The following is a 12,860-nucleotide window of genomic DNA, read 5'->3' on the forward strand; positions in this document are numbered from 1 at the left end:
GGGCCCTGCGTGAGGATCGCGGGGCCCTGGGCCGGGGCGGGAGGATCGGCCGGGTGCCGGTCGTACGTGTTCCGGCCGCCCGGCGCGCCGTTCCCTCACGCGCTGCGGGCGGTGATGTCCCCGTGCGGGGTGGTGGCGTGGATGTGGAGTTCGGTCGCGCCGTCGTTCTTCAGGGCGTTGCTGACGCGGCCGTGGCCCGTGCCGGCGTCCAGGGCGGCGGACACCCCGGAGGCGGCGGTGACCGTGATGTCGCCCATCTGGGTACGGAGTTCGACCGTGCCGCGGACGGCCTCGGTGATCCGTATGTCGCCCCGCGCGGTGCTGATGTTCGCGGGGCCGGTGAGCCGGCCGACCTCGACGTCGCCGTCGACCGCGGTGAGACGGACGCCGGAGGCCTCGTCGATCTTGATCTGCCGGTACGCGCCGTCGAAGACGACGTCGCCGAGCCGGCCGACCCCGCGGAGCTCGCTGCCGGAGGTCTTGCCCTCGACGCGCGATCCGGTGGGCAGTTGGACGGTGACCTCCAGGGCCCCGGAGGGGCCGAGGAGCCGGTTGCCGGAGGCGGTGCGGATCTGCAGGACGCCGTCGGAGTAGGTGACGGTGGTCTGCTCCGCGGTCCGGACGTCGCGGCTCTTGGCGGGGTCGGCCGGCAGGACCTCGACGACGGTGTCGGCGCGGTCGGCGGCGATGAACTGGACGCGTCCGGCCGGGATCTCCAGGACGGCGGAGATGGGGGCGGTGGTGTCGAACTTCTGCATCGTGCACTCCCGTGCTCGCTGTCGGTTTCTGACATGGGAAACGCTACGTTGCTTTCCAGTCGGCGGCAACGTTCTTGTTGCGTCAAATCCCCATCACCGCAGGTGAGATAAAGGAATTTGTTGCAACGATCCTGAAGATAATGCAACGTCGGCCGCTTCGATCATTGCAATGGTCGGGAAGTGAACGCTATGGTGCGGGAATCGGGGACATCGCGCGCGATCACCAGGGAGATCACGATGCCGGGAGGCAGACTCACCCAGCAGGAACGCCAGCAGATCGCGTCGGGGCTGGCCGACAGCCTTCCGTACGCCGAGATCGCCCGGCGCCTGGACCGTCCGACCTCGACGGTCACGCGCGAGGTGATGCGCAACGGCGGCCCCACCGCCTACCGCGCCGACCTCGCCCACCGGGCCACCGAGCGCCGGGCGCACCGCCGCAAGCCCGCGGCCGTCAGGGGGGCGCGGTCGGCCCCTCCGGCGCACGGACGTGACCCGGAGGCCGTGGCCGAGTACGAGGAGACGTTCACCACGGTCATGATGGCCTCGGGTCTCAACAAGATGGGGGCCCGGGTGCTGACGTGCCTGTTCACCACCGACGCGGGCAGTCTGACCGCGGCCGAGCTCACCCAGCGGCTCCAGGTCAGTCCGGCGTCCATCTCCAAGGCGATCGCCTTCCTGGAGAGTCAGAGCCTCGTCCGCCGGGAACGGGACGAACGCCGCCGTGACCGCTACCTCGTCGACGACGAACTCTTCTACCAGGCGACCATCGCCAGCGCCCGGGCCAACGACCAGCTGGTGGCGACGGCGCGCCAGGGCGTGGCCGTCCTCGGCCCCGACACCCCGGCCGCCGCCCGCCTGGAGAACATCGCCCGCTTCCTCGACTTCATCAGCGAAAGCGTCACCCGCGCCGCCGAGCAGGCCCGCGCCGTCCTCCACACCAGGCCTGACGCGACCTCACGCGACGCGCCGCAGCCGGGCCGGGACGCGTGAGGGACCCGCGGCCACGGGGGTGGGCCTGGGCAGGAGAGTCCCGGGACCGGAACGGGGCGGGTGTCGTCAGCGCTGCTTGCGGATCACCTGGTAGCGGCGCTCCACGTCGGCCATGAACCATTCCGGCACCTCGCCCACGGCGCGCAGGTGCCTGCGCTCCTCGGGGGAGAGGCCCTGCGCGGCGTCGTCCACGGCTAGCGCGTAGTCCGCCATCCTGTCCGACGCGTACTCGCGTCTGAGGTCACCGCCCGTCGTGGTCGCGCCGTCGTTCCTGCTGAACAGGACCGTGATCCACCCGAACACGCGCAGTCTGCCCGCCTTCTTGCGCAGCTCGTCGCGAACGACGAGCCAGCACAGGCGCTCGTCGGTCACGTTCGGCATCGCTCGTGCCTCCGCCATGCGCCCTCCCCTCCCCGCACGCGTTCACCTGATCCGCGTGGCGGCGGGAGCCTACCGGCCGGGGAGCCGCCGTGCCGCGCCATTTATCGCGCGCACCGCCTGACGTGCCTCAGGTCCCGACCCGTCTCAGGCGGCGACCTTCGCCAGGAACGCGGCGAGGTTCGCGAGAGTCCGCTGGATCTTCTCCTCCAGGGTGAGGGTCTCGTGGAGCCGCGCGCCGATGCCCGCGTCCTTCTTGCCCCGTACGTACAGCGGGCAGGCGAGGTCGCTGCACATGTAGGCGCCCACGGTGTTGCCCTGTTGCCCGGCCTTGCCGGCCCGCGGGGCGACCATGAGGGAGACGCCCCCGGAGTGGGTGGTCAGGCACATGGAGCACATGCTCAGCCGCGCCTGCCAGGAGGCCGTGTGCGACGAGCGCAGGACGACCGCCGTCGTGCGCCCGTCCAGCTCGGTGACGAGGTACGACCGGTCCGGCGCCTGGGGGTCGCGCCAGCCGAGGAAGTCCAGGTCGTCCCAGGGCTGCTCGGCCAGGTCACGGGGCACGTGGAGGCGCTTCGCCTCGCCCTTGCTGCAGTTCACGAAGGCGTCGCGGATCTCCCGCTCGGTCAGTGGCTTCATGAACGGCAGGCTAGTTTGCCTAAAGGTATTAGGCAAATTATTAATGTATGCAGCTATGACGTAGGGGCGTGATGGTTCGGGGAGGCGCGGCGCTCACCGGCCGGTCGCCCTGACGGCAAGGGGTGCGATGGAGCGCCGGCTCAGCGGTAGTCCTCGGGGTGGCCCTGCATCCAGCGGTTGATCCGGTCGCGGGTCGCCACGAGGTCGTCCTGGTGCTCCTTGAGGTTCTCGAAGGAGGTGTCCGTGCCGAGGGTGCCGTGCAGTCGCGCCATCCACGCGAGCGGCTCGCGGAAGTGCCCGGGGCCCTGGGGGTCGGCCTTCATGGCCTCGTCGAGTCCGGCGAGTTCGTCGTGCACCCGGTTGAGGAAGTACGCGCACTCGCCCTGGGACGTGGTGGGCGTGCAGCCGGAGTGGTAGGTCGCCTGGAGGGTGGCGAAGGCGTCGCGCACCTTCTCCACCGGGACCTCCGGCTGTCCCGCCAAGGGGGACTCGGACCCCGCCGGTGCCGACTCGGAACCGGCCCCCGGAGCGGACGCCCCGGCCGGCTCCGAGGCGGACACGGGCGTACGGGTGCCGCCGGCGGTGCGGTCCGCGCCGTCGTCCGACGGCGCGGAACACGAGAGGAGGAGCGCCACGAGCGGGACGGCGAGCAGCGGGGCGGCGGGAAGGCGCCGAGCGGTGGGTTCCTTGATCATGGCAGGTACGACGTGGGGCGGGGCCGCGCGGTTCCCCCGCCGCCTCCGCAGATCCGCCGGTGCCTCAGGCCTGCAGCGTGTAGCGGAAGACGCGGGTGTCCCGGACGAGGAAGCCGAGACGTTCGTACAGCCGGTTCGCCGCCTGCCGCGAGGGCCGGGACGTGAGGTCCACCGTACGGGCTCCCGCGACGTCGGCCAGCCGGATCGCCTCCTCGGTGAGGGCGGCGCCGACGCCGTAGCCGCGGGCGGCCTCGTCGACCACCACGTCCTCGACCCAGGCGCGCATCCCGGTCGGCAGGGGGAACATCGCCAGCGTGAGCGTCCCGACGACGCGACCGTCGACACGCGCCACCAGCACCGTGTTCGCCTCGGCGGCCAGCAGCCTGCGCAGCGATTCACGGTCCGGCGGCGCCGCGCTGGCGGACAGTTGGGGGAGCAGGCGTGTGAACGCCTCGACCAGCTCGTCGTCCGCCTCGCGGACGACCTCTACCTCAACGCTCATGATCCGGTTCCTGTCCAGGTGTCTCGGCACCGGGTGGCGTCCGCGGTGCCCGGGGAGCGGCCTGGCGCGGCCGCGGGCTCCAGTCTTCTCAGGAACCCGACGGCGGGCCATTCCTGCTCATCCACCCGTGGCCGGTGCCGTGGGCGCGTCCACGGCCGGGGGTTCCTCCGTCGCTTCGTGCGAGGGGACGCCGGGTCGCGCGAGCGCCGCCAGCCGGTCGGCGGCGGTGTCGACCAGTTGCAGGTCGGTCTTGGTGTGGGCGATGGCGGCGTCGATGAGGAGGGCGACGAGGGGGTCGTCGGTGTGGGTGCGGCGCAGGCGGGTGAGGGCGGCGAGTTCGGAGAGGTAGGTCTGCCGCTGGTTCGCCACGAGGGTGTCCAGGGCCTCGGGGCCGAGCGAGGCCGCGCCGAAGAGCTTGAGGAAGAGTTCGTCGCGGTATCCGCCGGTGCGGACCCAGGCCGACGTCGCCCAGTTGTCGAGCTCGTCGAGTCCCTGGTGGGTGAGGGTGTAACGGGTCTTGTCGGGGCGGTCGTTCTGCGTGACGTGCGACCGGGTGACGTGGCCGTCGCGGACCAGCCGTTCGAGGATCTGGTAGAGGTGCCCGATGTTGAGGCCGCCCCACTGCGGGCCGATCGCCTCCTCGAAACGGCCCTTGAGCTCGTAGCCGTGACTCGGTCCCTCGGCCAGCAGCGCGAGCACCGCGTGGTGCAGTGGCATTTTGCATCCCCTCTGTGTTGTGACAATGTACCCGTGCATTGCCGCAATGCAGGAGGGGTGGTCGGAACCATGGGCGTGACCTTGCGGGGCGTGACTCGCCGGCATCCGGGGGTGGTGGCGCTGGACGGCGTCGACCTGGAGATCGGGGACGGCGAATCGGTGGCCCTGACCGGCCCGTCCGGCGCCGGGAAGTCGACCGTCCTCCACCTGGTGGGCGGCATGGATATGCCGGACTCCGGCACCGTCGAGGTCGACGGCACCGCCCTGGCACCGGGCGGGCTCGACGCCCACCGCCGCCGGATCGGCTTCGTCTTCCAGCGCTTCCACCTGCTGCCCGCCCTCACGGTGCTGGACAACGTGCTGGCGCCGGTGCTGCCCCGCCGGGTGGACTTCGACCGGCGCGCCCGAGGCATGGAACTGCTGGAGGCCGTGGGCCTGGAGCGGCGCGCCGGCGCGCTGCCCTCGGAGCTGTCGGGCGGTCAGCAGCAGCGCGTGGCCGTCGCACGGGCGCTGGTCAACCGGCCCGGCCTGCTGCTGGCGGACGAGCCGACCGGCAACCTCGACAGCGCGACGGGCCGGGAGATCATCGACCTGCTGCTGTCCCTGACCGCGCAGTTCGGGATGACGCTGCTGGTCGCGACCCACGACGTGGAGGTGGCCGCCGGCTGCGACCGGATCCTGCGCCTGCGCGACGGGAAGGTCGTGACCGACGAACGCGTCACGCCCGCGGCCGACGTCCTGGACCGGCTCGGAGGCCTGCGCCCGTGATCGCCATGATCTGGTCACAGCTGCGCCGGCACCGGGCCCGCGCGCTGGCCCTGGCCGCGGGCATCCTCGTGGCCGCCACCAGTTTCACCCTGCTGACCTCGACCGTGACCACCAGTCAGGCGCGGACCACCGAGACCGTGCGGAAGAACGCCCGCTCCGCGTACGACGTCCTGGTCCGCCCCCACGGCAGCCAGACCGCCCTCGAACGCGGCGACCAACTCGTCGGGGCCAACTTCCTGTCCGGGATCTTCGGCGGCATCGGCACGAGCCAGTACGAGCGGATCAAGCAGATGCCCGGGATCGAGGTCGCCGCGCCCGTCGCCAACGTCGGCTACCTGATGGTGCAGGGAACGCTGAAGGTGGACCTGTCGTCGTTCGTGGACGGGGAGGCACAGGGCCAGATGCTGAGGATCGAGCCGACGCTGACCGCGGGGCTGGGCCGCTACCGTGTCGCCGACCAGTACCTGTACGTGAGCCGCAACCCGATCGAAGCGTCCGAGACGCTCTCGGACTCCACGTTCCCCGGCCTGCAGGAGGAACGCGCCGACCACCGGACCTATCCGGTGTGCTGGTACTACAACTACAACAAGACCGACATTCACGTCGAACACACCGACGACGGCGAATTCGGTCCGCTGCAACCCAACCTCATACGCGAGGACCGTCGCGAGAAGTCGCCCTTCGACCCCGACATGAACAGCTGGCTCACCTGCCGGTCGGCGGGGGGCAAGGCGGTCGCCGAGATCCCCGTCTCCTACCCGGTGCTGCTGTCGGCGGTGGATCCCGCCGCCGAGGACCGGCTGGTGGGCCTCGGGCACGCCGTCACCTCCGGCCGCATGCTCACCGAACGGGACAAGCCCGCCTGGGGCCGCAAGGAGAACTGGTCCAACGAGTCCTACTGGACGATCCCGATGGTGCTCAGCGACCAGAGCCTGACCTCCGGGACCGTGAACGCCACCGTGGAACGCCTGGACACCGGCGACCCCGCGACCCTGCGCGGCAAGCTCGGCAGCCCCGCCGCCCACGACTTCGTCAACGACCTGCGCGGAACGCCGGTCGGACGCGTCAGCGCCGAACTCGAGCAGGGCTTCCCCGGCAGCTCCCTGTTCGCCCCGCAGGCCGACAGCTACTGGACGGTCGGCCCCGTCGACTACCGCCGCACCGGCACGGACCTGGCGCCGCGCGCCCGCGCCGACCAGTCCCCGGAGCTGTGGCGCACCAACAGCGACCGCCAGTTCATCCAGCTCGTGCCCGAGGAGAACACCGGCGCCCAGTTCCGGGAGGTCGTCAGCCACCCCGGAACCGCCTGCTGGGGCACCCGTACCTGCGCGCACGAGGACTACGGAAGGACCCCGGTCCCCTACCTGAAGCCGGTCGGCCGCTACGACGCCACCGAACTCCCCGGATTCTCCACGCTGTCCGCCGTGCCGCTGGAGACCTACCGCTCACCGCAGGTCACCGGCGCCGACGACGCCGGGCGGGCGGCCCTGCACGACCGGCCGCTGCGCCCGGACCGCAACCTCGGCGGCTACGTGGCCGCACCGCCCACCATGCTCACGTCCTTGGACGCGCTGCCCGTACTGACCGGCAGCCGCCGGCAGCCGAGCGTGCAGGACAAGGCCCCCATCAGCGCCATCCGGATCCGGGTCGCCGGCGTGACCGGCGTCGACGCGGCGTCACAGGCGCGGGTCAACGCGGTCGCGGGGCGCATCCGCACCGCGTACCCCGGCCTGCAGGTGGACATCACCATCGGCAGTTCGCCGGCGCCGCAGACCATCGCGCTGCCCGGCGTCCACGTGGTGGAGAACTGGACCGCCAAGGGCGTGGCCCTGCGCATCCTCAAGGCCGTCGACGCCAAGAGCGCGGTGCTTTTCGTGCTGGTCCTGATCGTCTGCGCGCTGTTCCTCGCCCAGGCCGCCCTGGCGTCGGTGCGTTCACGGCGCATCGAGATCGGCACCCTGCGCTGCCTGGGCTGGAGCCCGCCGGAGATCATGCGCCTCATCCTCGGCGAACTCCTCGTCATCGGCCTGGGCGCGGGAGCCCTCGGCGCCGTGCTGGCCTACGTCCTGGGCGTGGTGCTGGGACTGCCCGACGCGGGGCGGAAGGCGGCGCTCGTGCTGCCCGTCGCGCTGCTGCTCGCGGTCACCGCGGGGCTCTTCCCGGCCTGGCGCGCCACCCGGCTCAAGCCGCTGGACGCGATCACGCCCCCGGTGACCGCCACCGGACGGGCCGCGCCCGTCAGCTCCGTCCTCGGGCTCGCCGTGCGCAACCTGCTGCGCTTCCCCGGCCGTACCGTGCTCGGCGCGGCCGGACTCGCCCTGGCGGTGGCGGCCTTCACCGTCCTGCTCGCCCTCACCCTGGGCTTCCGCGGAGAGGTGGCCGGCTCCCTGCTGGGCAACGCCGTCGTCGCGCAGGCCCGGACCGCGGACTACCTGAGCGTCGCGCTGTCGCTGCTGCTGGGTGCCGCCGGTGCGGTCGACGTCCTGGTCCTGTCCATGCGCGAACGCGCCGCGGACCTGGCCGTGCTGCGGGCCACCGGCTGGACGACGCGTGAACTGGCCCGGCTCAGCTACTACGAGGGTGCCCTGCTCGCCGTGCTGGGCGGCCTGGCCGGCGCGGTCACCGGGCTGGCGGCGGTCCTCGCCATCGGGTGGGGCACGCTGGGCGGGCGTCTTCCGGCCGTCGGCGGCGCGGCACTGCTGGCCACCCTGGCCGCTGTGGTCCTGGTCTGCGCGGCCCTGGCCCTGCCGGTCCGCGCGCAGTCGCGCGTCGCGCCCGCGCGTCTGCTGGCCATGGGGTGACCACCGCCGCGGGCAGGCGCGGTGGGGCCGGTCCCGGCGGACCGGCCCCACCGCGCCGTTGCGCCTAACGCCTGGTCAGGACCACATCCGCGGTGACGGCGTCACGACCGCCCGGCCGCACGGTGCGCTCGGCCGTCCGGTAGCCCTCGGCACCGACGCTCAGCGCGACGGTACGTCCGGCCGCCGGGAGCCAGAGCTGGTAGGTGCCGTCGACGGCGGTGCTCAGCGTGTGCGCACCCGTCCCGGTCCCGACCCGCACCGTGGCCCCGGCCAGCGGCGTGCTGCCGCCGTGCCGCCCCGCGCCGCTGACGGTGCCGCTCAGGTGCGTCCACCCCGGCGGCGCCACCACGGTCATGGTGACGGGCACGGTGACGGAGCCGTACGGCCCGTCGCTGTCGACGACCAGCCGCGCGCGGTGCACACCCGCGTCTGCCGGGCCCATGCCCCGGGCGTCGACGGTGACCCTCAGTTCCGCCGTCCCGCCCGCGGCGACGGACGCGGAACCCGCCTTGCCCGCCAGCCACGCCACGTCCCCGTGGGGGGAGTCGTAGCCGGGCAGCTCCAGGGCGGAGCTCTGCATCACCCGGTCGGCGCTCAGGCCGCCCAGGACGGACCAGCCGGGTGCTCCGGCCGCCGCGTACAGCGGCTGCGGCAGGTTCGGCAGCGCGCTCCACGCGTTCGTGCCCGGATCGTAGGCGTACGCCTCGTTGGTCACCGCGGCGGCCCCGACCAGCACACCGCCGGCGGCCATGAGCCGGCCCGCCCCGACGGCCGTCGCGGCACCCCAGAAGTCCACCGGCGGATCGGCGATCGGGGTCCAGCGGCCCGCGGCACGGTCCAGGGCGTACCCGGCCGCCGTGGCGTGCGGAGGCTGCCCGTCGCCCTGGTGGACGCCGCCCGCGCAGTACAGCGTCCCCTCGACCGTCCCGCAGCTCTGCCAGGAGGTCGGCAGGGGGTAGGCCGGGCCCGCGGACCACGTGTCGCTCGCCGGGTCGTAGACCTGCACGTCGCGCGAGCCGCAGGTGAAGCTCGTGCAGCCGCCGACCACGTAGAGCCGGTCGCCCACCGCCGCCGCGGCGGAACTGCCGTACGCCTTGGGCGCGTCGGCGATCCGCGACCAGGTGTCGGCCGCCGGGTCGTAGACCTCGCCCCCGGCGATCGGCGCGCCCGCGCGGTTCTTGCCGCCGACGACGTACAGCTTGCCCCGGACGAATCCGTAGGCCGCGCCGGTGCGCTTGGTGACGGCCGGCGCGAGGTCCTTCCAGGCCGCCGTGGCCGGGTCGTAGGAGCGCAGGGCGGTGGTCCACTGGCCGTCGGGCGTCTGGCCGAGACCGGCGTAGAGGACGCCGTCGTACGCGGCCGCGATGCCCCCGCTCATCGGCTGCGGGAGATCCGCGAGCGGCTGCCACGCCTGCCCGGCGGTCGCCCCGCCGGCCCGGCCCTCGGCCGCGACGGCGGTCGCCGTGGTGCCGAGCGGATCGGGGCTCGCCGCCGTCCGCTCCCTGGCGGCACCCGCCGCACGCGGGGCGTCCGCGACGGCCTGCTCGCCGACGGCGAGTGAGGCGGGGGCGCCTCCGGTGTTGCGGACCTTCACGGTGACGGTCCTCTTCCCACCCCACGGAACGGTGACGCCGACCGAACCCGGGACGGCCTTCAGCCGGGACGGGTGGAGGGCGAAGTCCGCGGCGGTGACGGCGCCGGCCTTGACCGTCACGCCGGACGTCCGGGCCGGGTAGCCGAAGGCGGGCAGCCCGGCCGTGAACTCCTGGCGGCCGGTGCGGGAGGAGAAGGCCCAGTACAGCCCGTCGCCGACGGCCGGGTCGTCCGGCGTGGCGATGCTGCGCCCGCCGTCCTGCGGGGCCTCGGCGGCCGAGACGGCCGCTCCGGCGATCCCGGCACCGGTGTTGGCGTCCGTCACCCGGCCCGTCAGCAGCCCTCCGGGCACCGTGACCAGCGAACGGGTGCCCACGGCGACGTTGTCCAGCTGCCAGATGCCCGTCAGCGAGCCCGCGAAGTGGAAGCGCAGCCGCACCGAGGACTTTCCGGCGTAGTCCGTGAGCGGAACCGTCTGGTGGGAGGGGCCCTCCACGACGTCCGTGTGGTGCCAGAGATTCTCCCAGTTGTCCCCGCCGTCGGTGCTCACGTCGATGTCGGCCGTCGGGTCGTTGAAGCGCCACAGACTGGGCAGCGCGGTGTCGAACTCCAGCGCCGGCCGGGTCTGCGCCGAGAAGTCGTAGGAGGGACTGATCAGTTCGGTGTCGACCTCGCCCCAGCCCAGGGCGTAGTCGTCGACTTGGGCGAAGCCGCCGTCACCACCGCTCTGGTTGCCGCGGGTCAGCGGGTCGTCGAAGCCCCAGCCCCCGGCGCCGGTGTGGTTGACGACGCTCCACCCGGCGGGCGTGGCGGCGGTGTCGAAGGACTGGAAGCCGCCCCCGTGGTAGTCGACGGCGTAACCGGGCGGGAGGGCACCGGAGCCGACCAGCGGGAGCGCCAGGTCCGCGGTCCGCGGGGACGAACCGAGCACGACCTGCGTCTCGGCCGGCCGGTAGCCGGGGTACAGGCCGGTGGCGCGCAGCGTGTACGTCTTGCCGCGTTCGAGGCGGACCGAGTAGCGGCCGGTCGCGGGATCGGTGTACACGGTGCCGGGGACGCCGTCGACGGTGAGCCGGGCGTAGACGCCCCATCCGTGTCCGCCGCCGTCACGCACGGTGCCGGAGACCGTGGCGGTCGGCACCGCCGCGAGCGCGGCGTTCCGGGTCAGCTCCGCTCCGTCCGCGAGGGCGACGGTGCCCAGGTCCTTACGGTCGTAGCCGAAGGCGTCGACCGTCAGCGCGTACGAGCCGGCGGGCGCCGCCAGCGACCAGCGGCCGTCCGCCGCGGTGCGTGCCGTGAGCGTGCCCAGCCGTACGGTCGCCCCGGACAGCGCCTTCCCGGTGGCCCGGTCGGTGACCTTGCCGCCCACCGTGCCGTGCGGGCCCGCCCGGAAGGCGTCCACGCCCTTCGGGGTGCCGAGGCCCGTCGGACCGTCGTAGCCGGGGCCCGCGACGCAGCTGTTCGCGGGATCGCACGGGGGTGCCGTGTCCGGGTCGCAGGGCGCGTCGTCGGAGCAGTGGGCGTTGCTGCCGGCGGTCACGTCGTTGAGGGCGTCCGGCGTGCGGTACGGGTACGCGGCCGGGTAGGTGCCCGCGACGGGCGTCCCGGCCAGCGCGTACAGACCGGCGATGATCGGGGCGGAGGCGCTGGTGCCGCCGTACACGCCCCAGCCGCCCCCGGAGTAGGTGTTGTAGACCGCCACGCCGGTGTCGGGGTCGGCGACCGCGCTGACGTCCGCCACCGAACGCCGGTCGCATCCCGTGCCTGTCTGGAACGCCGGCTTCGGCTGGTACGCCGAGCACCCGGAGCCCGTGCCGCTCCACACCGTCTCCGTCCAGCCCCGCGCACCGGTGTCGCTCCTGCGGAGCGAGGTGCCGCCGACCGACGTCACGAACGGGGAGGAGGCCGGGTAGCTCAGGCCGTGGCCGTAGTCGCCGGAGGCGAACACCACGGCGGTCCCGGGGTGGTCGAAGTACGCGGCGTCCAGGGCGGCGAGGTCGGGTCCGTCGTAGTAGGCGCCGTAGGAGTTGGACACGTAACGCGCGCCCAGCGCCACCGCGGTGTTGACGGCGGCGCCCAGGTCGTCCGTGGCGGAGCTGTCGGCCTCGACCAGGAGGATGTGCGCCTTCGGCGCGACGGCCGAGACCATGTCCAGGTCCAGGGAGATCTCGCCGGCCCAGCCGTCGTTGGGCAGTGGGAGGTCGGTGCCCCCGCGCTGGTCGACCTTGCGGAAGCAGCCGTCGTCCGCCGTGCAGGGCGGCAGCCCGTACCGGGCCCGGTAGGCGGCGAGGTCCTGTTCGGCGTTGGGGTTGTCGTACGCGGCCACGACCGCGACGGTCGCCCCGGCGCCGCCGTCCTCGGGCAGGCCGTACGCCGAGCGCAGGTCCGCCGGGCCGAACCCCTCGGGCGCGGCGGAACGCGCGCCGGCTCCGCCCGCGCCCTGCGTCTGCCGCACCGCGAAGCAACCGAAGTGCCCGGGCTGCGGCGTGCCGCACAGCGACTCCGTCGCAGGCCCGGTGTCGTCGGCGACGGCCGGGCTCTGCTGCGGGACCTGGACGGCGAGAACCGCCAGCAGCAGGGCCGCGGCGGCGCCGGTCACACGTTGCCACGGGGATCCCGTCGGCCGGGCGGGGACACTCCTCGGGAACCGGAGGAGGCGTGAGGGGCGGGGAACGGGCACAGGGCGACTCCGATGGAGGGCGGAGCGGACAGGACAGTACGCCGACGACGCGGCCGGACGACTTCACGATTGCCGGAAGAAAGATCGCGTGCCCACGACAACCAGGTCAATGGGCGGACTTGGCGTCTTGGCGCCGTGTGTCGTATTCACGCCGCGCCGCGCTCCGCGCCGACCCGGTGGTTCCGTACCGCGCTCCTTCGCGCGCCCGACGCCCACGCCGTGCCCACCGGCCGCACGTCAGCGGAGGATCACCTCGGCGTGGCGCCTGCCGAAGATCTCGAGCACGACGTCGAAGAACGTGCCGCCGTAACCGCCGTAGAGGGATTGGGGCTTGGTCAG

10 protein-coding genes are annotated in these 12,860 nt (G+C 73.3%); 3 read left to right on the top strand and 7 right to left on the bottom strand.

What is annotated here, in order from left to right:
* Positions 1 to 95 precede the first annotated feature (95 nt).
* Positions 96 to 758: a DUF4097 family beta strand repeat-containing protein gene (locus tag ACFZAU_RS24775; RefSeq protein ID WP_500553989.1), complete on the bottom strand. Its 663-nt coding sequence runs from the start codon at positions 756 to 758 to the stop codon at positions 96 to 98.
* A gap of 237 nt (positions 759 to 995) precedes the next feature.
* On the opposite strand from ACFZAU_RS24775, the gene ACFZAU_RS24780 reads away from it, so the two are divergent.
* Complete coding sequence (locus ACFZAU_RS24780; RefSeq protein ID WP_500553990.1) at positions 996 to 1,748, top strand: helix-turn-helix domain-containing protein; 753 nt, start codon at positions 996 to 998, stop codon at positions 1,746 to 1,748.
* A gap of 66 nt (positions 1,749 to 1,814) precedes the next feature.
* Here the strand turns inward: ACFZAU_RS24780 and ACFZAU_RS24785 are convergent, their stop codons facing one another.
* The 5 genes from ACFZAU_RS24785 to ACFZAU_RS24805 form a co-directional block, all read right to left on the bottom strand.
* Complete coding sequence (locus tag ACFZAU_RS24785) at positions 1,815 to 2,147, bottom strand: hypothetical protein (protein ID WP_500553991.1); 333 nt, start codon at positions 2,145 to 2,147, stop codon at positions 1,815 to 1,817.
* A 126-nt stretch (positions 2,148 to 2,273) separates the two neighbouring features.
* Entirely contained in the window at positions 2,274 to 2,765 is a 492-nt protein-coding gene (locus ACFZAU_RS24790) for an FBP domain-containing protein (RefSeq protein WP_500553992.1), read from the bottom strand.
* Between the two features lie 140 nt (positions 2,766 to 2,905).
* Positions 2,906 to 3,460, bottom strand: a complete 555-nt coding sequence (locus ACFZAU_RS24795; protein WP_500553993.1) for a hypothetical protein — start codon at positions 3,458 to 3,460, stop codon at positions 2,906 to 2,908.
* Between the two features lie 64 nt (positions 3,461 to 3,524).
* Positions 3,525 to 3,992, bottom strand: coding sequence for a GNAT family N-acetyltransferase (locus tag ACFZAU_RS24800; protein WP_499601235.1), 468 nt, complete (start codon positions 3,990 to 3,992; stop codon positions 3,525 to 3,527).
* A gap of 87 nt (positions 3,993 to 4,079) precedes the next feature.
* On the bottom strand, positions 4,080 to 4,679 hold the full coding sequence (locus ACFZAU_RS24805; RefSeq protein WP_500553994.1) for a PadR family transcriptional regulator: 600 nt from the start codon (positions 4,677 to 4,679) through the stop codon (positions 4,080 to 4,082).
* A 90-nt stretch (positions 4,680 to 4,769) separates the two neighbouring features.
* Between ACFZAU_RS24805 and ACFZAU_RS24810 the strand changes: the two genes are divergently transcribed.
* Together ACFZAU_RS24810 and ACFZAU_RS24815 are read left to right on the top strand one after the other, a co-directional pair.
* Positions 4,770 to 5,447, top strand: a complete 678-nt coding sequence (locus ACFZAU_RS24810) for an ABC transporter ATP-binding protein (protein ID WP_500553995.1) — start codon at positions 4,770 to 4,772, stop codon at positions 5,445 to 5,447.
* Between the two features lie 5 nt (positions 5,448 to 5,452).
* Positions 5,453 to 8,248 (top strand): ABC transporter permease, encoded by a 2,796-nt coding sequence (locus ACFZAU_RS24815; protein WP_500553996.1) that lies wholly within the window; start codon positions 5,453 to 5,455, stop codon positions 8,246 to 8,248.
* 64 nt (positions 8,249 to 8,312) lie between these two features.
* Here the strand turns inward: ACFZAU_RS24815 and ACFZAU_RS24820 are convergent, their stop codons facing one another.
* A complete protein-coding gene (locus tag ACFZAU_RS24820) occupies positions 8,313 to 12,440 on the bottom strand; it encodes a carboxypeptidase regulatory-like domain-containing protein (RefSeq protein ID WP_500553997.1) in 4,128 nt (1,375 codons plus the stop codon).
* Positions 12,441 to 12,860: the final 420 nt, after the last annotated feature.

This window comes from Streptomyces sp. NPDC008238, assembly GCF_042956445.1.
Classification (GTDB): Bacteria; Actinomycetota; Actinomycetes; order Streptomycetales; family Streptomycetaceae; genus Actinacidiphila.

Excerpts from the sequence above, each read along its gene's own strand:
- ACFZAU_RS24775 (WP_500553989.1), bottom strand. The coding sequence starts at position 758 with ATGCAGAAGTTCGACACCACCGCCCCCATCTCCGCCGTCCTGGAGATC.
- ACFZAU_RS24780 (WP_500553990.1), top strand. The coding sequence starts at position 996 with ATGCCGGGAGGCAGACTCACCCAGCAGGAACGCCAGCAGATCGCGTCG.
- ACFZAU_RS24785 (WP_500553991.1), bottom strand. The coding sequence starts at position 2,147 with ATGGCGGAGGCACGAGCGATGCCGAACGTGACCGACGAGCGCCTGTGC.
- ACFZAU_RS24790 (WP_500553992.1), bottom strand. The coding sequence starts at position 2,765 with ATGAAGCCACTGACCGAGCGGGAGATCCGCGACGCCTTCGTGAACTGC.
- ACFZAU_RS24795 (WP_500553993.1), bottom strand. The coding sequence starts at position 3,460 with ATGATCAAGGAACCCACCGCTCGGCGCCTTCCCGCCGCCCCGCTGCTC.
- ACFZAU_RS24805 (WP_500553994.1), bottom strand. The coding sequence starts at position 4,679 with ATGCCACTGCACCACGCGGTGCTCGCGCTGCTGGCCGAGGGACCGAGT.
- ACFZAU_RS24815 (WP_500553996.1), top strand. The coding sequence starts at position 5,453 with ATGATCTGGTCACAGCTGCGCCGGCACCGGGCCCGCGCGCTGGCCCTG.